21 protein-coding genes are annotated in these 23,680 nt (G+C 43.4%); 8 read left to right on the forward strand and 13 right to left on the reverse strand.

The window, feature by feature from the left end; all coding sequences use genetic code 11:
* Positions 1 to 66 precede the first annotated feature (66 nt).
* From ACMXYU_RS06265 to ACMXYU_RS06285, 5 genes are all read right to left on the reverse strand, one after another.
* On the reverse strand, positions 67 to 528 hold the full coding sequence (locus ACMXYU_RS06265) for a copper chaperone PCu(A)C (protein ID WP_415900741.1): 462 nt from the start codon (positions 526 to 528) through the stop codon (positions 67 to 69).
* Positions 528 to 1,130, reverse strand: coding sequence for an SCO family protein (locus ACMXYU_RS06270; protein WP_415900742.1), 603 nt, complete (start codon positions 1,128 to 1,130; stop codon positions 528 to 530). Before ACMXYU_RS06270 ends, ACMXYU_RS06265 begins: the two co-directional genes overlap by 1 nt.
* A 27-nt stretch (positions 1,131 to 1,157) precedes the next feature.
* A complete protein-coding gene (locus ACMXYU_RS06275; protein ID WP_415900743.1) occupies positions 1,158 to 1,646 on the reverse strand; it encodes a hypothetical protein in 489 nt (162 codons plus the stop codon).
* 89 nt (positions 1,647 to 1,735) lie between these two features.
* A complete protein-coding gene (locus ACMXYU_RS06280) occupies positions 1,736 to 2,749 on the reverse strand; it encodes a CobW family GTP-binding protein (RefSeq protein ID WP_415900744.1) in 1,014 nt (337 codons plus the stop codon).
* A gap of 1 nt (position 2,750) precedes the next feature.
* Positions 2,751 to 3,605, reverse strand: a complete 855-nt coding sequence (locus ACMXYU_RS06285; RefSeq protein WP_415900745.1) for a DMT family transporter — start codon at positions 3,603 to 3,605, stop codon at positions 2,751 to 2,753.
* Between the two features lie 1,143 nt (positions 3,606 to 4,748).
* Here ACMXYU_RS06285 and ACMXYU_RS06290 point away from each other — a divergent pair.
* From ACMXYU_RS06290 to ACMXYU_RS06300, 3 genes are all read left to right on the forward strand, one after another.
* Positions 4,749 to 5,387 (forward strand): LysE family translocator, encoded by a 639-nt coding sequence (locus ACMXYU_RS06290; RefSeq protein ID WP_415900746.1) that lies wholly within the window; start codon positions 4,749 to 4,751, stop codon positions 5,385 to 5,387.
* A gap of 10 nt (positions 5,388 to 5,397) precedes the next feature.
* Complete coding sequence (locus ACMXYU_RS06295) at positions 5,398 to 5,694, forward strand: antibiotic biosynthesis monooxygenase family protein (protein ID WP_415900747.1); 297 nt, start codon at positions 5,398 to 5,400, stop codon at positions 5,692 to 5,694.
* A gap of 152 nt (positions 5,695 to 5,846) precedes the next feature.
* Positions 5,847 to 6,641: a UDP-2,3-diacylglucosamine diphosphatase gene (locus ACMXYU_RS06300; RefSeq protein ID WP_415900748.1), complete on the forward strand. Its 795-nt coding sequence runs from the start codon at positions 5,847 to 5,849 to the stop codon at positions 6,639 to 6,641.
* Positions 6,642 to 6,696: 55 nt separating this feature from the next.
* Here the strand turns inward: ACMXYU_RS06300 and trpB are convergent, their stop codons facing one another.
* From trpB to ACMXYU_RS06315, 3 genes are all read right to left on the reverse strand, one after another.
* Positions 6,697 to 7,899 (reverse strand): tryptophan synthase subunit beta, encoded by a 1,203-nt coding sequence (trpB, locus tag ACMXYU_RS06305; protein WP_415900749.1) that lies wholly within the window; start codon positions 7,897 to 7,899, stop codon positions 6,697 to 6,699.
* 159 nt (positions 7,900 to 8,058) lie between these two features.
* Positions 8,059 to 9,708, reverse strand: coding sequence for a methyl-accepting chemotaxis protein (locus ACMXYU_RS06310; RefSeq protein ID WP_415900750.1), 1,650 nt, complete (start codon positions 9,706 to 9,708; stop codon positions 8,059 to 8,061).
* A 196-nt stretch (positions 9,709 to 9,904) separates the two neighbouring features.
* Positions 9,905 to 10,210 (reverse strand): hypothetical protein, encoded by a 306-nt coding sequence (locus ACMXYU_RS06315; RefSeq protein WP_415900751.1) that lies wholly within the window; start codon positions 10,208 to 10,210, stop codon positions 9,905 to 9,907.
* A 107-nt stretch (positions 10,211 to 10,317) separates the two neighbouring features.
* On the opposite strand from ACMXYU_RS06315, the gene pdxB reads away from it, so the two are divergent.
* From pdxB to ACMXYU_RS06335, 4 genes are all read left to right on the forward strand, one after another.
* On the forward strand, positions 10,318 to 11,448 hold the full coding sequence (pdxB, locus tag ACMXYU_RS06320) for a 4-phosphoerythronate dehydrogenase PdxB (RefSeq protein ID WP_415900752.1): 1,131 nt from the start codon (positions 10,318 to 10,320) through the stop codon (positions 11,446 to 11,448).
* Positions 11,449 to 11,500: 52 nt separating this feature from the next.
* Positions 11,501 to 12,208 carry a flagellar brake protein gene (locus ACMXYU_RS06325; protein WP_415900753.1) on the forward strand — a complete coding sequence of 236 codons (708 nt, stop codon included), beginning with the start codon at positions 11,501 to 11,503 and terminating at the stop codon, positions 12,206 to 12,208.
* On the forward strand, positions 12,201 to 13,313 hold the full coding sequence (locus tag ACMXYU_RS06330) for an ATP-NAD kinase family protein (RefSeq protein ID WP_415900754.1): 1,113 nt from the start codon (positions 12,201 to 12,203) through the stop codon (positions 13,311 to 13,313). Before ACMXYU_RS06325 ends, ACMXYU_RS06330 begins: the two co-directional genes overlap by 8 nt.
* A 387-nt stretch (positions 13,314 to 13,700) precedes the next feature.
* Complete coding sequence (locus ACMXYU_RS06335) at positions 13,701 to 14,264, forward strand: hypothetical protein (protein WP_415900755.1); 564 nt, start codon at positions 13,701 to 13,703, stop codon at positions 14,262 to 14,264.
* Positions 14,265 to 14,595: 331 nt separating this feature from the next.
* Here ACMXYU_RS06335 and ACMXYU_RS06340 read toward each other — a convergent pair whose 3' ends face one another.
* Positions 14,596 to 15,312: a YebC/PmpR family DNA-binding transcriptional regulator gene (locus ACMXYU_RS06340; RefSeq protein ID WP_415885083.1), complete on the reverse strand. Its 717-nt coding sequence runs from the start codon at positions 15,310 to 15,312 to the stop codon at positions 14,596 to 14,598.
* A gap of 170 nt (positions 15,313 to 15,482) precedes the next feature.
* A complete protein-coding gene (locus ACMXYU_RS06345; RefSeq protein WP_415900756.1) occupies positions 15,483 to 15,692 on the reverse strand; it encodes a hypothetical protein in 210 nt (69 codons plus the stop codon).
* Between the two features lie 239 nt (positions 15,693 to 15,931).
* On the opposite strand from ACMXYU_RS06345, the gene ACMXYU_RS06350 reads away from it, so the two are divergent.
* Positions 15,932 to 17,863 (forward strand): ATP-dependent DNA helicase RecQ, encoded by a 1,932-nt coding sequence (locus tag ACMXYU_RS06350; RefSeq protein ID WP_415900757.1) that lies wholly within the window; start codon positions 15,932 to 15,934, stop codon positions 17,861 to 17,863.
* On the opposite strand, the gene ACMXYU_RS06355 is transcribed toward ACMXYU_RS06350, so the two are convergent.
* The 3 genes from ACMXYU_RS06355 to ACMXYU_RS06365 all read right to left on the reverse strand — a co-directional run bounded on the left by ACMXYU_RS06355 (position 17,855) and on the right by ACMXYU_RS06365 (position 23,642).
* Positions 17,855 to 19,954, reverse strand: a complete 2,100-nt coding sequence (locus ACMXYU_RS06355; protein WP_415900758.1) for an EAL and GGDEF domain-containing protein — start codon at positions 19,952 to 19,954, stop codon at positions 17,855 to 17,857. The genes ACMXYU_RS06350 and ACMXYU_RS06355 overlap by 9 nt on opposite strands.
* An 8-nt stretch (positions 19,955 to 19,962) precedes the next feature.
* Positions 19,963 to 21,519, reverse strand: coding sequence for a methyl-accepting chemotaxis protein (locus ACMXYU_RS06360; RefSeq protein ID WP_415900759.1), 1,557 nt, complete (start codon positions 21,517 to 21,519; stop codon positions 19,963 to 19,965).
* Positions 21,520 to 21,869: 350 nt separating this feature from the next.
* A complete protein-coding gene (locus tag ACMXYU_RS06365; RefSeq protein ID WP_415900760.1) occupies positions 21,870 to 23,642 on the reverse strand; it encodes an acyl-CoA dehydrogenase in 1,773 nt (590 codons plus the stop codon).
* Between the last annotated feature and the right edge of the window lie 38 nt (positions 23,643 to 23,680).

Raw genomic sequence — 23,680 nt, forward strand, 5'->3', positions numbered from 1 at the left:
GATTAGCTTTTGAACACTTCTATAAAAAGGCCCTGTAAAAACAGGGCTTTTTAAATTATTGCGCTCTTAGTGGTGATGGTGGGAGTGCATACCGTCCATTATCTTTTTAACGGGAGCTTCAATTTTTAATTGAGTTCCATCAGAAAAGCTCAGTTCAAATTCTACATTTTCACCAACCGTGAGGTCTTGTCTTAGATTGATAAGCATAATGTGATAACTACCTGGCTTTAAGCTCACTGACTGCTGAGCAGCAACTTTGATGCTGTCTACCTGACGCATCATCATCGTACCGTCTTTCATCACATGATTATGCAACTCTACTGCATCTGCTACGTTACTAGACGCACTTTTAAGATCTACATCTTCAGAATTATTATTGGTAATAGTAACAAAGGCAGCAGTCGTTTTAGTTCCCGGGGGAATAGCTCTTACATAAGCGTCGTTTGTGGTGATCTCGGCCATTGTAGTAAAAGAGGTTAGGCTGAGAATCGCTGCCATAAAAGTAGTTAGCAGAGTCTTTTTGCTCATTATGTTTCCTCGCTTAGTAGCGCTTGAATTTCTTTAGTCAGTTCAATAGGGGTTAATGCATGACTTAAGGCTTTGGATAATTTGCCATTCTGATCAATTAGATAAAGGCGAGAAGAATGGTCTACAGCATAGCCTAGCGCCGAATCTTTTAATTCGACCATACGATAAAAAGCACCGTACTGTTTTACAACGCTATCAATTGTTGCTCGATCTGCTGTGGCGCCATGAAAATTAGGGTGGAAGTAGCTTGCGTATTTAGATAGCTTCTCCGGAGAATCTCTATCCGGATCTACACTCATAAAAATTCCCGCTACGTTTTCTTGCTGAGCAGGTGTTAGGTCCTTAAGTCCTTGGGCCGCTACAGCTAGGGCTGTAGGGCAAACATCTGGACAAGAAGCATAGCCAATAAAAAACAGTACAACTTTGCCGCGGTAATCTTCTAGCTTTAGTTCGCCTTGTTCAGCCTGAAGGGTAAAGTCCCCGCCCAATTTTTCACCCAATGCGATGCGTTGTTCTACAGGTTGTGGACGTAGATAAAAAGCTAAAGCCACACCTGCCAGCATAACGAGTGTTAGTAGAAGAAGATTTCTTAAAGTGGTCATTTAATCATCTGTCCTATAGGTTAAGGGTTATCGGGCATCAAACTCGAAATTGGCTTGTGTAATTTGTCCCTGTTCTTCAATCTTAATGGAAGATACCCAAGTCATCTTTCCGGTTGTACAAATTGGGAGGGTGATACTCCCTTGCCATCTGTTGTCCGTACCTGGGATCTTTGTTAGTAAAGTTTGGTTGACTCCCATGTACATCGATTTACCTTGAAGGTCGACCAGGACCTGTTCGGCAGCAATATTTTCGATAGTTACATCAAACAATAATGGTTTACTTGAACTGATCTCTTCTGCAACGATCGATAGCCCCACTTGCTGATTATTATCAGCCGCAAGGCATTTTCCTTGATGCAGATTGCACTCAGGAGCTGTTAGCAATTGACGAGTGTGAGGGGGCGTTTCTTGTAACAGCTGCGGCAGATAGATTATGGAGCCCAACCCGATGATTATGACAAAGATAATCAAAATCTGTAGGGGGAGGGTATTACGACCCTGAGTTGGTTCGTTCATATATTTGTTCCTGAGTACTGCTATAGTCTACGTTCTTCTAGTGTGACAACAAAAGTGACAAATTGTCGCACCAAGAATACATCTTTTTATTAGTTAGTGATGCAACTTACTAATTGTTGTTCAAAGCTTTTCCAATCATGTGCTTGGTGGGAAATAACTTCGATCCGGTTATCCCTTCGATAAGCGATGGTTTCTATACTAAGTTCATTGCCTACTTGATTAAAGAATTTCCAGCCTTGATCGGTATGAAATACACCTTTGACTCGGTCTACATTTTCAATATCTTTTAGAATCGTTTTGAGCTTGGCAGTCGAGAATTTATCATCAGGATTAAATATCCACCCCATTGTATGTAAACCGTCATTCACATTACCTTTATGAAACGGAATTTTAGGCCGAGGCTGAAATAGCATACCGATCATTGGAGTTGCACTATTATCCTCCTTAGATAAGTGTCGGTGTTGCTGCTGTTGTGATTCAGTTTCTTTGGCTGTGTGAGTGAAATCTAGAAGTGAAAGCTCAATTTGCCCTTGGGTAGTTACTATTTGCTTTTGTTTTGGAGGATAAAGCCCTGCCATTTTTTGTTCTGTAGCAGAAACTTGTTCTGAAGAAGCAAGATCTGTTTTGTTTAATACAATTACGTCGGCTAAATTAATTTGGTCCTGATACGTAGGGTGCTCAGTTATCTCGTTGTTTTCGATCGAGCGAGGGTCAACGAGGCAGATAATTGCGCGTAGTTCTAAAACATCTTGGAAATGTTCATTTTTCAGAGTATCTACGATGCCAGCAGGGTGGCCTATACCAGTTGGTTCAATGATGAGTCGGTCAGGTTTTGTTTGCCTTAGCAGTGTCGCCAGCGTTGAGGTTAGGCTGGGGCCTAACGTACAACAAATACAACCACCAACGAGCTCTTTTACTTTCACCCCTTCGTTACTTTGCGTTAGGACTGCTTGGTCTATGCCTATTTGACCAAATTCATTCACTAAAATGGCCCAATTTTCGTCTTCGGGCTTTTGAGCTAGCAGATGATTTAGAGCTGTTGTTTTACCTGTCCCTAAAAAACCTGTGATGATGTTGGTTGGAATATTTTTTAATTGGGACATCTCAGGTTCTCTTCTTATAGATTGAAGGCAGCTGTGATAGCAGCATACCAAATAACATTAAGCCGCAGCCTAGTATGCCCAGCGCGCTGAACTGCTCTTCAAGAATCAACCATCCACCAAATGCAGCGGCTACAGCTTCAAGGCTCATAATGATCGCTGCATGAGCTGGAGGGGCATGTCTTTGGGCAAAAATTTGTAATGTGTAAGCAATGCCTACAGAAATAAAGCCTGCATAAGCAATAGGCCCCCAAGAGTTGAATGCGTTATTCAGCGTAAAACTATCAGATTCGATAGTCATCGCTACGAGTCCACTAAAACTTGCACAAACTAAAAACTGAATGATGGCTAATCGAAGGTTATCAAGTTTTGGAGCTAGTTTTGCAATAAGCAGCACGTGTATAGCCCAGCAAGCGGCTCCCAGTAACTCTAATATATCTCCAAAGTTTATGGCGCTGAGGTCCCGGAAGCTAAGAACATACAAACCGAGAACAGCAAATAGCCCACCTAGCCAAGTGTTGATATTAGTTGTTTGCCCTAGTGCTAAACCAATGATGGGTACGAGGATGATATATAGTCCTGTGATAAAGCCTGCATTACCAGCAGTTGTATAGACTAAGCCTGCTTGCTGAAATGAGGCACCGGCAAAAAGGACTAGTCCAGCTAAAGTGCCGCTTATTACTAGAGTTCTATTATTAGTGCAGTGATCTGACCTTTTAAACAAAAACAAAAGAGGGAGTAGGGAGCAGGCACCAAGCAGAAATCTTAATGCGTTAAAGCCGAATGGCCCTAAAGATTCCATTCCAAGTCGTTGTGCTACAAATGCAAATCCCCAGATGCATGCAACTAAGAGCAACATGAGATCTGCTTGTATTTTTTGCGAATTCATAGGCTAAATTTGAGCGTTATAGATGAGGCGCTAAAGGTACTCTATAAGAGAGAGAAAGATAAATCATATTTTTGAAAAAATGGTGTTGCTAATCATTCTCAATAGCATTAATATCGTAGTCGCTCATAAGTGATAGGCAATGAACGACCTCACCTCACTGACATTGCCGACCCTAGCGTCAACTTTCACTGCTCACTGAAAGTTGACGCTGACATTGATACTCCCCTCGATTATCAGTGTCGCAAGCTGAACTCTCACCGGTTTAGTTTATTTCAAAAAGCCGGATCATTTGATCCGGCTTTTTCTTCCTACTTATTCATCTTTCTTTTCTGATCACAGAGCTGTGAGCTCTTATATTAGGTAATTGTCTATATGAGCGAAACCTGATCAATATGCTACACTCAAAGGTGCAGTAATTTATAATTTACTATAGGGCATGGAAGCTCACCTTAATGCGTGGCAATAAGCTACGAGGAGCTATAGGTGAGGTTAGTTAAAGATATTGATAAAAAGGGCATCTTTTTCTATTGGTCTAACCCTTATTCTTCTGATGTTCGAATAAGCCCCCGATTACCCTGCATTGAACTTGCAAAAGAGTGGCGAGATAAACATCTTTTCTCGTTATATAAAGGTGATGAGAGACGCCGCTCGCATATTGACAGAAGACTCGATAAAACTAAACGCAAGCAAGTAGATAAAGCTTTATTTTATTATAGGCAACGTCCAGAGGGTAGGCGGTCGACAGATAAGTCCCTTACAGTAGATATTGATTTAGTCGCGGACAAAGTCCAGTTGTACTCTTAGTAGGAGTAAAACATACGCAGTGAAAATATTTTAAATTTTTATTGTTAATATAGTTGCAAATCATTCTCATTAATATATTATGAATATCAACACGGCAGGCGGCAGGCTCCCCTCACTAGCTAGGCCGCCATGCACTAGCGATATTGCATGTTCGTGTATGTGTTAGCACATCTGCCTCCGCAGAAGCTACAAGCACATGGCTCTTGTCATTGAAGCAAATTGCTTAACCGGACCCCAAAGGGGATCCGGTTTTTTTTTGCTTAAATTCTCTGTGTTATAATTGTCTACTTCAAAAAAGAGGGGGCGGGTATGCAAGAGATAATAACCTTTTCAATCGTTGCTCTACTGTTAGTGATTTCACCAGGTCCTAATGGTGTATTAATTGTAAAAACAGCCTCTGTTCAGGGTCGTACAGCTTCTTTTGCTAATGTCCTAGGTTTGTTTACTGCTACATTTTTTCATGGTGCTTTTTCAATTTTGGGATTGTCCGCAATCCTGCTCCAATCTGCTGAATTATTCTTTGTAATCAAATTACTCGGTGCACTCTATCTGTTCTATATAGGTGCTAAAGCGATCTACCAGTCTTTTTTGACTCCGGTCATTGATCAAGCTGATGCTCAACATACAGCGAATAACAAAAGGGCTAAATCTTTACTTGGAAGCTTTATCGAAGGCTTCTTGACTCAGTTACTAAACCCGAAAGTTTCGATGTTTTATCTAGCGGCATTCCCGCAATTTGTTCAATTTGGCTCGTCCAGTTATCTTGCAGCGTTTGTTCTAGTGGCTATCCATGCAGTCATTATTGCTTTTTGGTTTATCGGTATGACGTTGATGATTGAGAAACTAAAAGCTCGCAGTAAGCACTCTTCCGCAGGTCGGTGGGTTCAGCGGATATCAGGGTCAGTGATGATCTACTTCAGCTCTTTATTGATAGGCCATAAAGCATAGAGGTTCAGTTGTGTACGCAGTTATCTTTCGAGCAAATACAGGAAAACAGGACGAACAATATTTAGAAACTGTCGCGCGAATGCGTCAGTTGGCTTTTGAAAAGTATGGCTGTCTGGACTTTGTCGCAGTAACAGAAGGGGAACAAGAAATTGCTATCTCCTACTGGGAAAGTGAAGCCGATATATTGGCTTGGAAAAAAGACCCTGAACATCATTTAGCGCAGCAACAGGGGCAGAAAGATTGGTATAGAGCTTATACAGTGCAAGTGGTGAAGATCGAGCGAGAATATAGCTTCTCAGCAGATTAAGCTTCCTTTCTTTGTTACCCCAGTTCTTAGTAATAAAATTAAGAAAACTTTGGCGATTCTTTTCGGTTCAGCGTCACCAATTTTTCATTTTTTCGTTAGAAAGTTGTCACGATAGTTTTTCAGACTGGTCATAACTCATAAAGAGAGAATTTATGACCGTGTCTTCACTTATCAATGCTCGTACTATTTTTATCTCAGATGTTCATCTCGGTTTCAAAGACTGCAAGGCTGATTATCTGTATCAATTCCTCTCTTCAATCAAATGTGAAACTTTGTATTTGGTTGGGGATATTGTCGATCTATGGTCATTGAAGCGCAGACTGTTTTGGCCCGAAGAACATTATCGAATTCTTTTAAAATTGTATGAGCTCGCTGACCAAGGTACGCGTGTTATCTATGTGCCTGGTAATCATGATGACCCTTTGCGTCGCTTTGATGGCCAGCGTTTCGGGTCTATTGAGATTATTCATGAACATGAATTTAGGACTGCGAAGGATCAGCGCTTTTTAATTATGCACGGCGATGCGATGGATGCGTATATGAAGCACTCTTGGTTGACTAAGTGGGCAGGTGATTTAGCGTATGACTTCCTACTTTTCCTAAATCGCTGGTCCAATCGGTTACGTAAAGTGAGTGGCCGCCCGTTTTACTCACTCGCAGGACAGGTAAAAGATAATATTCGTGGCGCTAAACATGCTATCTACCGTTATAAAACCGAGTGTAAAGCTGAAGCTAAACGAAGAGGTTTTGATGGTGTGATTTGTGGGCATATTCATTATCCAGAATATGACGATGCAACCGATGTGGTTTACGCAAATACTGGTGATTGGATTGAGAACTGTTCTGCGCTGATTGAAGATTTTTCGGGCGAGTTAAAACTGCTGCATTTTAGTGATCGTTTAGAGTGGAGAAGCTCAGTAAGGGAAGAACAACTGCAAGTTGCATGAGTGCTTGTAAGTGGAGCAGGTGCAACAGAAACCTGTTGCACCATCGAACATACTGTTAAAGCCCTAGCTTGTCAGCGACGTAGTCGGCGTCTTTGTCGCCACGGCCTGATAGGTTCACAAGGATAGTTTGGTCTTTGGATAGTTCAGGTGCTTTACGCATTGCCCATGCAACTGCATGAGAGCTTTCCAATGCGGGTATGATGCCTTCTACTTGTGACAACGTCATAAATGCATCTAGGCACTCTTGATCAGAAGCGGTTTCATATTCAACTCGGCCGAGCTCTTTTAGGTAGCTGTGCTGAGGGCCCACACCAGGGTAATCAAGACCTGAAGCAATTGAGTGAACAGGTAGGGGCTCACCATTGTCATCTTCTAGAACATAACATTTCATACCGTGAAGGGAACCAGGTTTACCTAGGGTCAACGTTGCCGAATGCTCTGTGGTATCTAGGCCTTTGCCTGCTGGTTCAACCCCGACAATATTGACCGCTTCATCATTCAAAAATGCGGTAAATAAACCCATTGCGTTTGAACCACCACCAACACAAGCGGTGATGTAATTGGGTAGCTGCCCCTTTTTCGCTTGGAACTGTTCGCGTGCTTCGTTACCAATAATACTCTGGAAATCGCGTACCATTTTAGGGAAAGGGTGAGGACCGACCACTGAGCCGATTGCATAGATATAGTTAACAGGATCTTTTAGGTACTCTTCAAAGGCGCTATCCACCGCATCCTTCAAAGTCGCGGTACCTTGAGTGACGGGCACTAGCTTGCAACCAAGAATTTTCATTTTGGTAACGTTAGGGTGTTCTTTCTCAATATCTACTTGGCCCATGTGAATTTCACAAGGAATGCCTACGAGAGCGCAGGCTGTTGCTAAAGCGACACCGTGTTGACCTGCACCTGTTTCGGCAATCACTTTAGTTTTGCCCATATATTTTGCAAGAAGGGCTTCGCCTAGGCAGTGGTTGATCTTATGAGCACCTGTGTGGTTCAGGTCTTCACGTTTCAGGTAGATCTGTGCGCCACCTAATTTGTCACTCAGACGTTTTGCATGATAGATCGGACTTGGACGGCCAACATAGTCAGCAAATAGCGTGTCTAGTTCTTGTTGGAATTCCGGTTGTTGACGGATCTCTTCATAGGCGTCGTTAATCTCATCCATGATCTCTTTTAGTTCCGGTGGGATCTCTTGCCCACCAAATTGACCGAAGAAACCCTCTTTATTTGGCATCTCGGAAAATTCAAATTTCTTCATCTTCTTCCCGCAATTTATATTATTGGTTTTAAAGGGATATCAGCACGGACAAACGCCATGCGCGTTATATGATTAGATTATATGCACTTAATCTTAAGTAATAAATTGTTTCAGGTGTAAAAAAAGCCGCTATGAAAGCGGCTTTTTGAGAAAATTGAATTAGTGATTTTCTGGCCAATAACCTATGCGTAAACCACCCCAGTGTCGACCATTGATAAAGATAGGTACCGATAGGTCGTGCATTATTTCACCGGTATCGCGCTTATAAGTTTGTAGAAGCATAGTTTCGGTATGGCAACCACAACGTGCGCCCGTACGGTCATTAAACAGGCGTTTACTTCGGCTTTTCACAAGATCGGTTTCAAAGTTACCTGTCGGTGGGTTAGCAAACTGATTATTGTGAGTTGGGACATAGCCGTTCGGGTCAGTCACAATGGCGTAGACCATTTTGTTATGACGAGAAAGCGCTGGTTCTTGAATACCTGGTAAAATTTGATCGCAATATTTATCAAACTGCGTTGTATATTTTTGCGGATTAGTGCCATTTACGGGTACGTAGTTACGATCAAATAAACTACCTTCATGCATTTGCCCTGAAGATAGTGCTTGTTGGAATGATTCGGCTACTTGATCAGCAGTATCACGTGCAATCTGATAGAACTGTTGATGGAAGTTTTGGTCTGAGGATGCGGCTAAGATCGCATTGGATCTTTCAGCAGCCTCCATCAACGCTGATGCTTGAGTCGCAAGTTGGCTAACCTCTACATCACTTTCTTCCAGTTCATGGCGAACCGTTTGCAGAGAGTTAAAGATGACTTCTAGGTTCTGGCGATTGGCACGAGCGCCTTCGGCGATAACTGAGATCTGTTCTTCTACAGCGGAAGATTGCTCTGAAATCCCCCCTAGTTGATTGCTGATAAGTTCCATCGCTTCAGTGCCACTTTCAACATCACTTGACAGCGTTTTAATCCGAGCAACAACTTGCTGAGTTTCAGCGCGGATCTCATCAACAATAGTTTCTACTTCACCAGTAGCGCTGGCTGTTCTAGATGCGAGTTGTCTTACCTCGTCGGCAACTACGGCAAAGCCGCGTCCATGATCACCAGCGCGAGCAGCTTCGATTGCTGCGTTAAGTGCAAGTAAGTTGGTTTGCTCAGCAATCTCTTCAATAACCTTGGTCACATCTTGGATTTTCAGAGATTTCTCATTCAGCTGCTCGATGAGTGTTAATGTCTCAGCGGCTTGAGAGTTAAGCTCGCGAATGTTACCCATCGCTTCTGTAAGTGCTTGTTGGCCTTCGGCCCCCGTGGTTTTGGCTTGGATTGCCATATCTGCGGCAATTTCAGCTTGTTGTGCAGACTGTTGGACAGTCACAGTCATCTCTTCAGAGTTCTGTGCAATTTGAGAGACTTCTTGAACTTGATTGTCGAGTTTAGTTTTTAGGGTATCAGCGGAGTAGGAAACCTCTGCTGCTGCAACAGCGTTGGCGTTGGCGCTGGAGGACAGTTTTGCGCTGACATCTTCATTGCCTTGGCGATTACTGAAGAGGTCGCCAAATAAAGTCGGGAGTAATTCTAATTCGTCAGTTTTATTAGCATTAACTAGAGAGGCTTCTTTGCTCAGTTTGCCTAAAACGGAGTTGTGTAACACTAGGATTGAAAGGCTTGATGCTAAAAGAGCGGTGACGATCAGAATGATCAGAGCAGTGCTGTCGACTCCTAAATAGAATGATGCTGCGCCAGCAATGACAATAATAAAAACTGCCGCAAAAAAACTTTTAAAGTAAAAGCTAGAAATGGACCCATTCATGCAATGTCCCTATTTTGTTGTTATTTAGGGGAGGAGATAGTTATGGCTACAAGAGTTTATAGACATCTCTTGATACAACCCTAACTGCCTGTATTACAAGCTTATATACACGAATATATCATCACAAAAATAAGGCAAATGCTGTACTTTAGTAGAGATTTTTATCGGTGGTAGGGGAATATAGAAGGGAATGCGCTCAGAATAATTTTTCTGAAAACAGTAGCGCATGTTTTTTGGGTGTATCTATATGAATAGGGTCAAACTCAAATCCCAGTTGAGTCTCCTTGCGAGCGATAAGCCTAAAACCCTCAGATTTTAATTGCTTACGAATTTCCCTCACAATAAAACGAGCATCTTGATATGATTTGGCAACTGTTTGATTACACTCGTTTTTATCGTCAGTCGAATTGCCCCAGCTTTGGGTTACAATCCAATCACCGACCAGGTCTTGGTACATCCGAACGATGTAGTATTCCTGTTGTTTTTGCCAGCGTATGATCAAACTGATGTAATCCGTAGAATGACAGCAGGTTTTGCCCGCTGATAGCCAATGAAAACCGCGCATTGAGCCTGATATCGCGCGGTTTGTAAAGACTGGAGATAGATAAATTGTTGAACCGGAAACTAAAAATCTTGGCGGATGAGAATATGCCTATGGCTGAGGCTATTTTTTCTCGTTTTGGTGAAGTCAAACTTTGTGCTGGTCGAGGCTTATCCGCAGAGCAACTTTCAGATGCTGATGTACTTTTAGTTCGTTCTATCACTCAAGTGAATAAAGCGCTGTTACAGGGTAGCCGGGTTCAGTTTGTCGGTACAGCGACTATAGGTACAGACCACATCGATAAGACTTATCTGGAAGACAACGATATCGCGTTTGCCAATGCGCCCGGCTGTAATGCCGATGCTGTTGTGGAATATGTATTAAGTGTTATATATCAACTGGCGGCTAAATATCAGTTTGCTCCTAAGGAAAGAACCTATGGCATTATTGGTGTAGGTAATGTTGGCGGCCGTTTGCAGAAGCGTTTTGAAAAGTTAGGTTTCAAGGTGTTGCTAAATGACCCTCCGCGTGCTGAATCTGAATCTGGTTTTTCTGATCTAGATACTTTGCTTGAGCAAGCTGATGTCCTTTGTTTGCATACTCCGCTTACCTTAGATGGTGATCACCCGACCAAGCACCTGCTGTCGACTGAGCAACTCCAGAAACTAGGTGAAAATGCGATTGTCATTAATGCAGGACGTGGCCCTGTGATTGATAACACTGCTTTGCTTAAAGTTGGCCAGCAGCGTTCTGATCTGCTTATTGCCTTAGATGTTTGGGAGCACGAACCTGCAGTCAATGCAGAGTTAGCGGCACTATGTGAATTTGTATCCCCCCATATTGCCGGTTATAGCCTAGATGGAAAAATTCGAGGCACTTACATGCTATATCAAGCGCTATGTAAGCATTTACAGGTGGAGTGTGAAGAGCCTCTAACCGATTTTCTTCCAGAGGCTGAATTGTCATTTAAGGAGCAGGGGAGTTTAGCCGCATTAGAATTAATGGCGCTGATTTATGATCCACAAGTAGATGATCAGCTCTTGAGAGCTACGTTGGAATTGCCAGAAGCCGAACAAAAATTAGCGTTTGATCAACTTCGTAAGCAGTATCGAGTACGTCGTGAGTTTGCCTCTCTAAAGGTGGCTAATTCAACAAATCCGAAAGAGCTATCGGCATTGGGTTTTCAGCTCGCAGACTAACCCTAAATCCCTTAAGCTATAACCTTTATTAATGCAGTTATAAGAACCCTGAATGACCGAAGCGTTAGCACAGTTAAAATCCGTTAAAACTCTTGCTGAACTGAACCCCAAAGTGGGGGAAAAGGTTCAGATAGAAACACGTACTCCGCGTGGGCGTTATTCGGTCCAGCTATTAGGCTATCGTGAAAATGGCAGCATGATGGTTTCAGCACCACGTACCTCGAATTCCATTAACGTGGGTTCGCGAGTGACCGTCCGTTTGATGAGTGGTAACTTTATCTGTGCCTTCAGTGCTAAGTTACTCAAAATACAGACCAGCCCGTTTGCTTATTGGCACCTTGAATATCCAACCGATACTGAGGTTAGGCGTATTCGAAGTCATACGCGCGTGCCTGTTAATTTGATGGTGTCGATTGATGAATTCGAGTTGGGAAAAGGGCTAAGATTAGATTGGCCAATCAATGCTTACTGTACTGATATTAGTATCAAAGGTGCCTGTATAGATGCGCCTGTTACCCTAGGTAAACAAGGTGACAAGTTATTTGTCACGACGCGCTTTCAAGTGGCAGGTGCCGATCAGGTAGTACTCACCCCAGTTGTGATAAGAAGTGTGCAAGCGGCAGAAGATGGTTTAACCAAAGTGGTGAGCCACGGTGTTGAATTTGAAGAGATGGATGATGACACCCATCTGATTCTGGCAGCTTTTGTATACCAGCAATTTTTAATTGAAACCGGTAATTTGGAGATCATAGGTGTTTAAACTCGGTCTTATTATTAACCCTTTAGCAGGAGTTGGCGGCAGTGTCGCGCTTAAGGGAAGTGACGGTGAGGAGACCGCGAAGAAAGCTCTGGAATTAGGTGCTGAGCCTAAAGCAGGCTTACGTACCCTTCAGGCTTTGGAAGTGCTTCAAGGTTTAGATATCCAAGTTATTACCTACCCTGCTGAAATGGGCGAAGAGGTTGCCGTTAAAGCAGGGTTTGAACCGCTAGTCGTTGGTGAGATCGAATCAGGTAATACTCACGCAGAAGACACTTTAAGAGCTGCCAAGGATCTGGTTGCTGCAGGGGTTGATATCATCCTGTTTGCCGGTGGTGATGGCACCGCTCGTAATATCTGCGAATCGATTGCCGGTGAAGTACCGGTTCTAGGTGTTCCTGCAGGTGTAAAAATACACTCGGGTGTTTATGCCGTTACGCCTAAAGCAGCGGGTGAAATTGTTGCCATGCTGGTGAAAGGCGAGTTAGTTACTTTAGGTGATCAGGAAGTCCGTGATATTGATGAAGAGGCGTTCCGGGAAGGGCGTGTGCGGGCGAAGTATTATGGCGAACTAGTTGTCCCTCAAGAGCATCGTTTTCTGCAGCACGTAAAAAATGGCGGCAAAGAATCCGAAGAGTTGGTGTTGGATGATATTGCCGCAGATGTGATCGAAAAGCTGGATCCCGATTCATACTATGTCATGGGGTCGGGTTCCACAGTGGCGGCTGTTATGGAACAGTTGGGGTTACCAAATACCTTGTTAGGGGTTGATCTGATTAAGGATAATGAGATCGTTGCTTCAGACTGTACAGCACAGCAACTGCTGGAGTTAACAGAAGGTGAACCTTGCCAACTTGTTATTACATTGATCGGTGGTCAAGGGCACATTGTCGGACGTGGTAATCAACAGCTGAGCCCTGCATTGCTTAAGCGAATCGGCAAAGAAAATATCAATGTGATTGCGACCAAAACAAAACTTCGCGAATTAGAAGGCCGCCCGTTAATAGTAGACAGTGGCGATCCTGAATTAAACGCTAGGCTTTCAGGGGTAATACCAGTAACAACTGGCTACCATGATTCTGTACTCTATCGTGTGGCAGATTATTAGTAGCTTAGCTATGCTTTAAAGGCCTGTGTTACAGGCCTTTTTTGTATTCGGTGGGTGAATGCTTTGTTTCATCATTTGTTAAAATTCTTTCTTATGCTTATGGCGCCGGTATGGATGAGAGATAAGACGCCGGATAAAGACCATTTCTATCGGCGCTTGTTTACCGCTAAACATCGAGCAAAGAAAAATAAAATTAAGTTTCTTTGGATTCTCGTCCTCAGCTTATGCCTAGTTCTGCCATCCCCTCATATTATCTTTGCGTTAGTACTCTTAACGACCTTTATATCATTCAGTTGGTTAGATGAATCAAACTGACATCTTCCTGTAATAGAGTCTCGGTAAAGTTTCGCCTGATATTTTTTATAAGAACTTATTGAGGCTCACCCCATGAAAAAACTGATCGCAGGCGCTGTTGTTGCAAGCGCAATGATTGCTCTAACTGGTTGCCACACAAATCAGGCGAAACAGGAAGAAACTAAAGAAGTTGCTCAACTAAACAATGATGACCTATACGAAGTCTCTCACGAAGGTCGTCACTACGTTTTTGACGATTTCGCAACTTATCAGTCTTTCCTCACAGTTGGCGAAACTTCTTACCGTAAAGTATTTATTGGTGGTGGTCCTAAGGGCGAAACATTGGTATTCGGTCTAACTGGCGCAGACAAAAAGAAAATGTCTGGTATCGCTAGTATCGATATGTTTAATGGCGAAATGGCTGGTGCAGAAAGCTTCTACGGTGAAATGCGTGGCGAAGATGGCCGTCTATATGTTTTCAGTACTCTTGAAGATATGGAAGACGTACGTACTGTAGGTGAAGCACCATACCGTTTCACTCAGATCGCTGCGGGTCCTCAAGGCCAGACAGTTGTATTTGTTCTAAACAAAAACAACAAGAAAAAGCAGCCTGTTGCTTTGATGGCTAAATTCAAAGAAATGAACAATATGAAGTAACCCTTCTAAGGGCCTGTTTATTTATTGGTCGGTAAACGGGTCCTTTGTTTGGCGATACTATTTTCCCATATTGCATTTGTATCCGAAGTCTGTAGAAAAAATCTATTTAACTAATGGAACTTTTCTATACGCAGCACAGTCAATAGATACATCCTGCAAGATGGGAAGGCCTTTCGATATGTCATAGGAAAGTTTGGGTTCTGTTATTTACGAAAGGTCTTATTTTGGGCGCTGTTTACGTGAGTAAACGGCGCTTTTTTTATCGGGTTAAGCTAATTCAGGCAATAAAAAAGCCTGCTGAATAAGCAGGCTTTTTAGAATTAGCGAGAGATTAGATCTCAGCGTTGTGATAAATGTTCTGAACGTCGTCCAGATCATTTAGCATATCGATAAACTTCTCGAACATTGGTAGGTCGTCAGCAGAGACAGGTGAGCCGTTATGAGGTACAAATTGGATCTCATCAACGTCTAGGTCAAGACCTTCAATGTTTTCTTGAAGTGCTTTCTTCGCTTTAAAGTAATCAGTGTGAGGCGCGAATACAGTAATCTTGCCGTCTTCAGCTTCGATATCTGTTACGTCTACATCTTCCATCATTAGTGCTTCTAGCACAGCATCTTCGTCATCACCGTTGAATACGAAGATCGCACTGTGGTCGAACATGTGGCTTACGCTGCCCTGAGAACCAATTTTACATTTGGTTTTGTTAAAGCAGTTACGTACATCACCGAAGGTACGGTTAGGGTTGTCTGTTAGACATTCCACGATAACCATACAGCCGCCAGGACCAAAACCTTCGTAACGAGCTTCAGAGAAATCTTCACCGCCGCCACCTTTAGCTTTATCTAGTGCTTTGTCGATTACGTGAGCAGGCACTTGGGCCTTTTTAGCACGTTCGATTAAGCCTGCTAATGCAAGGTTTCCTTCGACTTCGATGCCGCCTGCTTTCGCACAAACATAGATTTCACGGCTAAATTTACTGTAAACCTTAGCCTTAGCATCGGATGTTTTTGCCATCGACTCTTTACGGTTTTGATAGGCTCGACCCATTGCGATATTCCATACACTGATAAAAAAGAAGAAAATTCTACCGTTTCAGAGCCAAACTGGAAACCCGCATTTAGGATGTGCGGCCAACTAATCCACAAAAATATGGTTCTTAATCAAGATCTGAGCAAGCGAAGTACATTTGTCAGTAGACTAGAGCGGACAAAGGCTAATTAAATGACATCATGCCCTCTAATTTCTGCCTTTCTTGAAAATATCTGATTGATAGCCCCAGAAACGATCTCTTTGATAATAGGGTGTTCACCCTCAAGTCCTGCTAATTGAGCGCAGAATAAAGGCTTATCTTTGGCGGATGCCCAAGCAGTGAAGTTATCATCGATAACAAGAGATCTAATGACCGAAGAGTACTTATTAATTTCCATAATCAGCTCCATTGCACATTCATTGTGCTTGTGCAGCATTTTTGCACTTAAATATGTCTAAATAATTAAAGTTTCCTTTAGTTTTTATTGTCTGTTTATTGTACAGCACTAAACGTGCCATAAAGCACTAGAGTCTTAATGAGCAAGTGTTTTATTTTGCTTGATAGCTATTGCCTCACGTATAGTTCCAAATAACTTCACAAGTATCGCTAAATGGATTTAGCGCTAAGGAATTTTCTATGGATCTGCAACAATCGCTACAACAACACTTTTCGTTTGATCAATTCCGGGATGGGCAAGAGCAAACCATTCGTCAGTTACTTGATGGTCAATCGACACTCTCAGTATTTCCAACGGGTGCAGGCAAATCGCTTTGCTATCAATTTACGGCGATTCATCTACCTAATTTGACCTTGGTTGTATCGCCGTTATTAGCGCTGATGAAAGATCAGTTAGCTTTTTTAAAAGAGAAAGGGATTGCTGCGGCAAGTATAGATTCGACGTTGACGCCTGATGAAAACCGTCAGGTTATGCAGGATATTCGTCAAGGCAGAATTAAGATTTTAATGGTCTCTGTTGAGCGGTTTAAAAATGAACGCTTTCGAGAGTTTATAAGCTCTGTGCCAATCTCAATGTTGGTAGTGGATGAGGCGCATTGTATCTCTGAGTGGGGACATAACTTCCGCCCTGACTATCTGAAATTGCCGCAGTATTGTCAGCAGCTCAATATCCCAACAGTGTTGTTACTGACAGCTACTGCAACGCGTAAAGTTAAAAGGGATATGGCGCAGCGCTTTAATATTGTTGCGGAGCATATAGTTCAGACCGGCTTTTATCGCTCGAATTTGGATTTAACGGTATTGCCTGTTAATGAGGCAGATAAAAAGGATCAGCTCGCTCAAGTTGTTGCTGCGCAAAGCTGCGCAGGTATTGTGTACGTCACTTTGCAACAAACAGCAGAGGAGGTTGCCAGTTACTTACAGCAGCAAGGAATAGCTGCAGTGGCATATCATGCAGGTTTAGAAAATGAGTTAAGGCATCAAATCCAAACCGATTTTATGGCTGGCAGGATAGGTGTTGTAGTCGCAACAATTGCCTTCGGTATGGGTGTTGATAAGTCCGATGTACGTTTCGTGATCCATTATGACCTACCTAAATCGATTGAAAACTACAGTCAGGAGATAGGTCGGGCCGGTAGAGATGGGCAGCTGTCTCACTGTATTACTTTGGCTAATCTAGATGGCATTAATACGGTAGAAAATTTCGTATACGGTGATACGCCAGAGCTATCGGGCATCGAATATGTGATCAACAATATTCGGGATGAGGAGAGCGGTCAGCAATGGGAGATGCAAATATCTCCATTATCTAACGCTGCGAATATCCGTCAACTTCCGCTAAAAACCTTGTTGGTTCAGTTAGAGCTTCGAGGTGTTATTCAACCTAAATACTCCTATTTTGCTGATTTTAAGTACAAGTTCTTGGTTGAACAGCCTGTGATATTAGAGCGTTTTAAAGATGAACGACGTCAGTTTATCGAAGCTATTTTCCAACATACCCAGTTTAAAAAAGTGTGGGGGAATTTAGATTTTGAAAGCCTTTATCAGCATTATGGTTGTGATCGGCAGCGAGTTGTTTCGGCGATGGAGTATCTGCAAGAGCAGCAATTGATTATGCTTGAAACCAAGAAAATTACTGAAGTCTTTGCCGTCGATAGCAATAAACTTGCTGAACCTAATTTGGCTCAATCCCTTGCTGATTACTTTAACGAGAAAGAGGAGAAGGAAGTTCAGCGGATTGCACAGTTAATTCGCTTTTTTGAATTGGATCGGTGCTTAACTTCAAATTTAGCGCGTTATTTTGATGACCAACAAGCGCCTGAGCAGTGTGGCCATTGCTCGGCCTGTCGTGGTGAACCTGCAACCTTAAGCTATTCTTCTGTTCCAGAGCTACCAAGTGAAGCAAAGCTAATGGGCTTTTTGGACGAATTAAATCAGCTGTTTAATAGTAAAAGTATTCGCCTTACTGTAGGCGTAGCCTGTCGTTTTCTAATGGGGATCAGTGTTCCTGTACTCACACGTGTAAAAGCAAGGCAGCTATCAGGCTTTGGTTCTTGTGAACGTGTCCGCTTTTCTGAAGTGAAGCAAAAGGTTACAGAGTTATTAGTCTAGAGCAAAGCTTTGCTGCTGCAGAGTTTCTGGCGTTAAAGGTTTAGAAAGAAGGAACCCCTGGTAGTTCTGGCAGCCTTTGTTCTGAAGGTATGCCAGTTGGTTTTGGGTTTCGATACCTTCGGCAACGATCTGGAGATCTAGATTGTGAGCCAGTTGAATAATGGAATCGAGTACGCGCATATCAGAGTCTGTCCCGATATCGTTGATAAAACTTCGGTCAATTTTTAGAATGCTGGCAGGGAACTGGTTCAAGTAAGCGAGAGAGGAGTAGCCGGTCCCAAAATCGTCAATTGCAATACTGAAGCCCGCTTTTGATAGCTCTTCAAGAATCGATTTTCCGGTTTCCATCTGTTCCATCAATACAGATTCAGTGACTTCGAGAATCAGTTGATCGTGCTGCAAGTTATATTGCTTACAAGCATGCTTAATTCTATCGGCTAAGTTGTAATCGCTGAGTTGGTAACCGGAAAGGTTAATGGCTACAGGGAAGGTTTTAATCCCCATCTCTTGCCAGACACCGAGCTGTCTGCAGGCTTCGTTGATAACCCATTCGCCAATCTCTCGAATTAAACCGGTTTCCTCTGCGAGGGGGATAAAGCGCGCAGGTGAAATGGGTCCCAGTTCAGAATGGGTCCAACGTAAAAGGGCTTCTACTTTCTCGAGTTGCCTTTGCTGGTTAAAGATGGGCTGGTAAACAAGTGATAGACCATCACTGCTGATGGCATTCCGCAATCGCGCTTCTATTTTTAAGTTTTCGACCGATGCTTTCTTGAGTGCAGGGGTATATACCGCTATGGCACCTTGTTTTATATCTTTCTTCGAATTCAACGCCATCGTCGCAGCATTAGTGACTTCAGCTAGGTTCTTTCCGTGATCTGGGGCGGAGGCTAAGCCAATATGAGCAGAGATGGATACCTCTGTGCCATCAATACAAAAAGGGGTTCTTATCACCTGTTTAATCTCATGCAGTAGCATGTTTACGTACAGAGAACTGCTACTGCAAAGAATGGCGATTTCATCGTTACCGATTTGAGCAAGGTAGTCTTTATCGGAACAGGCTTGCGCTATTCGGGTAATTACATCTTCGACCAACTTTTCAGCAATACCTGCTCCGTACGTGTTACGAATTGTATTGAAACGTTGTATGTCGAGAACGATAACCTTCGCGTTGCCTTCATTATTCATCAGTAGTTCAAACTCGACCTCGAGTTGCTTAATTCGCGGGATTAACTTTACTGATGAGCTATTACCTAGGCTATCAATGCTATAAATTTGCGATAGGTCTGAGAGAGTCCCCAGGTAATGAGTGACAATGCCGTCGTTGTTTGTGATCTCACTGATCGTAAGATGCTGTAGATATTCTTCCCCCTCTTTTTTGACGTTCCATAAAGCGCCAGACCATACACCTGTTCGGGATATCTCCTTCCACATAGATTCATAGATATCCTTGTTATTGTCTGAGCTTAGATTGGAAATATGATGGCCAACAATATCTGCATTTGAATAACCGGTGATCTTCTCGAATTGAGTATTTACTTCAATGACTTTGAGGTTAACGTCAGTAATAACAGCGCCGGTTGAAAGTTGGTTTATATTCTCTTTAATTTTGCGATAACGATCATGCTTTTTAATCGCTACTGTTTTGAGTAAACGGATTAAATAGCGGTTTTCATTATTAGGTGTGCAATGGACAGTAATATCCGACAGGGGGCCACTGTGGCCATGACTCAAACTAAATACACGGTTGTGTTGGAAACCCTGTTTTAAACCCGAATGAAGCTCTTCTGGAAGATGATGAAAGATGCTTTTTAAACGATGAGGCTTGGTTAAAGGGGAAAGGTTGAAGAACTCCTTTGCCGAACCATTCATACCCAAGATAGCGTCTTCAGTACAAAGTAGGGTAGGGACGGGCTCGTTGTTTAGCAGTTCTTCTAGTTCTGACGATATTTTTGAAATTAACCCTCGCGAGCGACTTAGCCTTATCTCATACCATAGCGGAACGAGTAATAAGGCTAGAATTAAAGCCGCAACCAGCAAGGCTACGTGGTTGATTGCTGGCGGAGAAAGTCTGGTGGCTAATTCAACATGCATGACTGCACCTAGGCGGTGAAGGTCTTCATCAGAGAATTAAGGTCTTTAACCAGCACTTTCAGATTGTCACAAGCGTGGTTCGTCTTATCCGCCGCATCCATATTGGAGCTAGCCACATTTCTAATGCTCAAAATGCTATTACTGATCTCATCTGAAACGGCACTTTGCTGTTCGGATGCGCTGGCAACCTGTAGGCATCGATCTGAAACCTGAGTCATGGCATGAGAAACTTGCTCAAATGAATGACTCGCTTCTTTCGCAAGTTCAATGCCCTTGTGTGCTTGTCCTGAACAACGCTCCATCGCGTTAGCTGTTTCTTCAACCTGCTTCTGGATGGTATCGATGGTATTTCGAATTTCGCTGGTGGAAGATTGCGTACGTTGGGCGAGGGTTCTTACTTCATCCGCAACTACCGCAAATCCACGTCCTTGTTCTCCAGCTCGAGCAGCTTCAATCGCGGCATTTAGCGCGAGAAGATTAGTCTGCTCAGCGATCTCATTGATGATATTGATAATTTGTTCAATCGAATGAGCCTGATGTTTAAGTTCATCAGAAGATGCGGACGCCGCTTGTACATCGCTTACCAGCTCTGAAATACCTTCTAACATGACACTGATATTATTTTTGCCTTGCTCGGCCAGATCAGATGCATGTTGAGTAGCTGAAGAAGTTTGCGCCGTGTTATCGGCAATATCATGTGCTGTGGCTGACATTTGAGTGGCTGCACTGGCCAGCATGTCGCTTTCAGCATTTTGCTGATGAATACCAGAAGTTGTTTGAGCGACGGCGTCATCGGTCTCGTGCATAACCTCATTGAGGGTTTTGATACTGTCTTCAACGCGACCAACTACCGTTCTTAAGCGGGCCTGCATCATTCGTGTTGCTAGCTCTACTGAGCCTTGCTCATGCATGTTTTCAGCCATTACTAATTGCGCTAGTGGATTGGCATAGATGCCATCCGCAGTTGATGCAATTTCAGAGAGGTGGTGCGTATGGCGATACATCGTAAACATAGCGATCGTAAACACGATGAACATCGCTATGTATTGGAGAAAAGATTCAAAAGGTAAAAGTGTGCAAGCAGCCATGGAAAGGCTAGTAATCGCCGTTGTTGCTAAAATGCGGGAAGCTAGGCTTTTTCCTTTAACGGTTTTGTTAGGGGAGCTATTAAGTTTTGCGTAAACTTTTTCAGCTCGTTCGATCTGGTAACTTGTTGGTCGCGTACGCACGGATTGGTAGCCGCTTTTCTCGCCTTTATCGTTGTAGATAGGCATGACATAAGCTTGAACCCAGTAATGATCACCGTTTTTACAGCGGTTCTTAACCATGCCCATCCAAGGCTGATCATTCTTCATATGGTGCCAAAGATCGCCAAAAGCTGCTTTTGGCATATCAGGGTGCCGGACGATATTGTGATGTTGACCAATCAGCTCTTCTTGAGAGTAACCAGCAACTTCACAGAATTCAGGGTTCGCGTAGGTGATAACGCCCTGAGTATCTGTGGTCGAAATTAAGCGAACGTTTTCTGGATAGGTATGTTCTATACCTGTTGTGTTAATGCTCATGTTCAAGTCTCCAGTTTGCAGTTCCGTTTCTGGAGCGACATGTAATTATTTTTATTGGTCGCGATTAGTGACATTGATTATTTGACCGTATGTTCGGTCGCCACTATTAATACGATTATCTCGGACTTCGATTAAATATATATGACACAAACAATTGTGCGCTGCAATATTTTTTGGTTGTGAATTGTTCAGTTGTTCTCTTATGATAGTGGTCTTTAGGTGCTAACTATCTGATAGGCTTATACAAAAAAGCCCTCCTAAAAGGAGGGCAAAGAGGCCTTTAAGCCTAAAGGAGCCCAACAGCTCCGGAGTGGTAACACCACCATCGTGAAGAGCGTAAAAACGAGGGTCTAAAGCTGTTCAATATCCAAAGCAAAAGTATGATTTAAGCCAGTCTGCAGGGTTGCTGCATGTTGGCTTACTCTTGGTAGGTAATGGTCAGCAAAGAACAATGCGGTAGAAACTTTAGCGTTAAGGAAATCATCGCCGTAGTCGTTATCCGCGCCTTTTAGCTCTTCAGCTTTGATGGCGCCTTGCGCTAGTAGCCAGCCACCGGTTAGGTAGCCCATCATCATGAGGTTATCGACACTGATATTGCCCATAAGTTGTTTATCGCTGCCTGCATTTTCTAGGATAAATTGACCGGCAGAGGTCGCATCTCGAAGAGCAGTGGTTAGTTTTTTACCAAGCTCTTGCAGGGCTTCTGAATCTGAGTGAAGTAGAAGTTCAGTTGTGGCTTGAACATCGGCTTGCAGTTGCGTTAGCGCAGCGCCTTTATCAAACAGTGTTTTACGACCAATAAGGTCAAGGGCTTGGATTCCTGTAGTACCTTCGTAAATCGGTAAAATACGTGCATCACGGTAATGTTGCGCCGCACCAGTTTCTTCGATGAAACCCATGCCGCCGTGAACCTGGATATTCAGTGATGTTAGCTCTTGTGCCAGTTCAGTCATCCAGCCTTTAACAATAGGCGTGTAAAACTCTACTCGTGATTTGCTGGTTTGATCGCCATGATGTGCGCGGTCGATATCCGCAGCTGCGGTATAGGCAAGAGCGCGCATGGCTTCATTGCCTGATTTCATCGCCATCAACATACGACGTACATCTGGGTGATTGATGATAGCTATTTTGCTGCCATCAGGATTGCTACCTTGGAAGCGTTCTTGGCTGTATTGCAGTGCTTGTTGGTAAGCACGCTCGGAAATAGACAAACCTTGTAAGCCTACCGATTGGCGAGCATGGTTCATCATTGTGAACATGTAGCTCAGGCCTTTGTTTGCTTCACCTACGAGGTAACCGATTGCGCCTTCGTTATCACCAAAGCTCATTACACAGGTTGGGCTGCCATGAATACCCAGTTTGTGCTCTAGGGATACACAGCTTACGTCGTTTAATTCGCCTGGTTGGCCTTGATCATCTAAAAGATATTTAGGCACGATAAACAGGGAGATGCCTTTAACACCGGCAGGTGCATCTGGCAGACGAGCAAGCACTAGATGCACGATATTCGATGTCATCTGGTGATCACCCCAAGTGATAAAGATCTTCTGGCCCGTAATTTTGTAGTGATCGCCTTCAGGGATGGCTTTGGAGGCTACCGCTGCCAGATCTGATCCTGCATTGGGTTCAGTTAGGTTCATGGTACCGGTCCACTCACCACTAATCAGTTGTGGTAGGTATTGTGCTTTTAATTCGTCGCTACCATGCGCAATCAGAGCTTCTACAGCGCCTTGGCTTAGCATAGGGCAGAGTGCAAAGCCCATATTGGCCGAATGCCACAGTTCATTTACGGCTGTACCTATGACATTGGGTAGCGCCTGGCCACCAAACTCTTCAGGACCCGTTAGCGTAGCCCAACCATTTTCGACAAACTGCTGATAGGCATCGGAGAAGCCTGCGGTTTCTTGTACTGCACCATCTGCAACTGTAGCGCCGTTTTGGTCGCCTACCCAGTTTAAAGGGGCTAAAACATCAGAGGCTAATTTGCCTGCTTCCTCAACGATAACATTGGCTAGCTCAGAGTTAACTTCGTCTAGGTTTTGTTCACTGCATAGCTGATCTAGATCGATCAGATGGTTTAGTAGAAAGCTGGCATCTTGTAGTGGTGGAGTATAAGTGCTCATAAATCTCTCATCTCTTGATTAGAGCGGCTATATAAAAA

Origin of the sequence: Neptuniibacter sp. QD48_11 (assembly GCF_047778095.1) — a bacterium.
Lineage (GTDB): Bacteria > Pseudomonadota > Gammaproteobacteria > Pseudomonadales > Balneatricaceae > Neptuniibacter.

Excerpts from the sequence above, each read along its gene's own strand:
- ACMXYU_RS06345 (WP_415900756.1), bottom strand. The coding sequence starts at position 15,692 with ATGGAAATTAATAAGTACTCTTCGGTCATTAGATCTCTTGTTATCGAT.
- ACMXYU_RS06275 (WP_415900743.1), bottom strand. The coding sequence starts at position 1,646 with ATGAACGAACCAACTCAGGGTCGTAATACCCTCCCCCTACAGATTTTG.
- ACMXYU_RS06340 (WP_415885083.1), bottom strand. The coding sequence starts at position 15,312 with ATGGGTCGAGCCTATCAAAACCGTAAAGAGTCGATGGCAAAAACATCC.
- ACMXYU_RS06280 (WP_415900744.1), bottom strand. The coding sequence starts at position 2,749 with ATGTCCCAATTAAAAAATATTCCAACCAACATCATCACAGGTTTTTTA.
- ACMXYU_RS06265 (WP_415900741.1), bottom strand. The coding sequence starts at position 528 with ATGAGCAAAAAGACTCTGCTAACTACTTTTATGGCAGCGATTCTCAGC.
- ACMXYU_RS06290 (WP_415900746.1), top strand. The coding sequence starts at position 4,749 with ATGCAAGAGATAATAACCTTTTCAATCGTTGCTCTACTGTTAGTGATT.
- ACMXYU_RS06335 (WP_415900755.1), top strand. The coding sequence starts at position 13,701 with ATGAAAAAACTGATCGCAGGCGCTGTTGTTGCAAGCGCAATGATTGCT.
- ACMXYU_RS06310 (WP_415900750.1), bottom strand. The coding sequence starts at position 9,708 with ATGAATGGGTCCATTTCTAGCTTTTACTTTAAAAGTTTTTTTGCGGCA.
- ACMXYU_RS06350 (WP_415900757.1), top strand. The coding sequence starts at position 15,932 with ATGGATCTGCAACAATCGCTACAACAACACTTTTCGTTTGATCAATTC.
- ACMXYU_RS06270 (WP_415900742.1), bottom strand. The coding sequence starts at position 1,130 with ATGACCACTTTAAGAAATCTTCTTCTACTAACACTCGTTATGCTGGCA.
- ACMXYU_RS06360 (WP_415900759.1), bottom strand. The coding sequence starts at position 21,519 with ATGAGCATTAACACAACAGGTATAGAACATACCTATCCAGAAAACGTT.
- ACMXYU_RS06285 (WP_415900745.1), bottom strand. The coding sequence starts at position 3,605 with ATGTTGCTCTTAGTTGCATGCATCTGGGGATTTGCATTTGTAGCACAA.
- ACMXYU_RS06355 (WP_415900758.1), bottom strand. The coding sequence starts at position 19,954 with ATGCATGTTGAATTAGCCACCAGACTTTCTCCGCCAGCAATCAACCAC.
- ACMXYU_RS06300 (WP_415900748.1), top strand. The coding sequence starts at position 5,847 with ATGACCGTGTCTTCACTTATCAATGCTCGTACTATTTTTATCTCAGAT.
- trpB (WP_415900749.1), bottom strand. The coding sequence starts at position 7,899 with ATGAAGAAATTTGAATTTTCCGAGATGCCAAATAAAGAGGGTTTCTTC.
- ACMXYU_RS06365 (WP_415900760.1), bottom strand. The coding sequence starts at position 23,642 with ATGAGCACTTATACTCCACCACTACAAGATGCCAGCTTTCTACTAAAC.
- ACMXYU_RS06325 (WP_415900753.1), top strand. The coding sequence starts at position 11,501 with ATGACCGAAGCGTTAGCACAGTTAAAATCCGTTAAAACTCTTGCTGAA.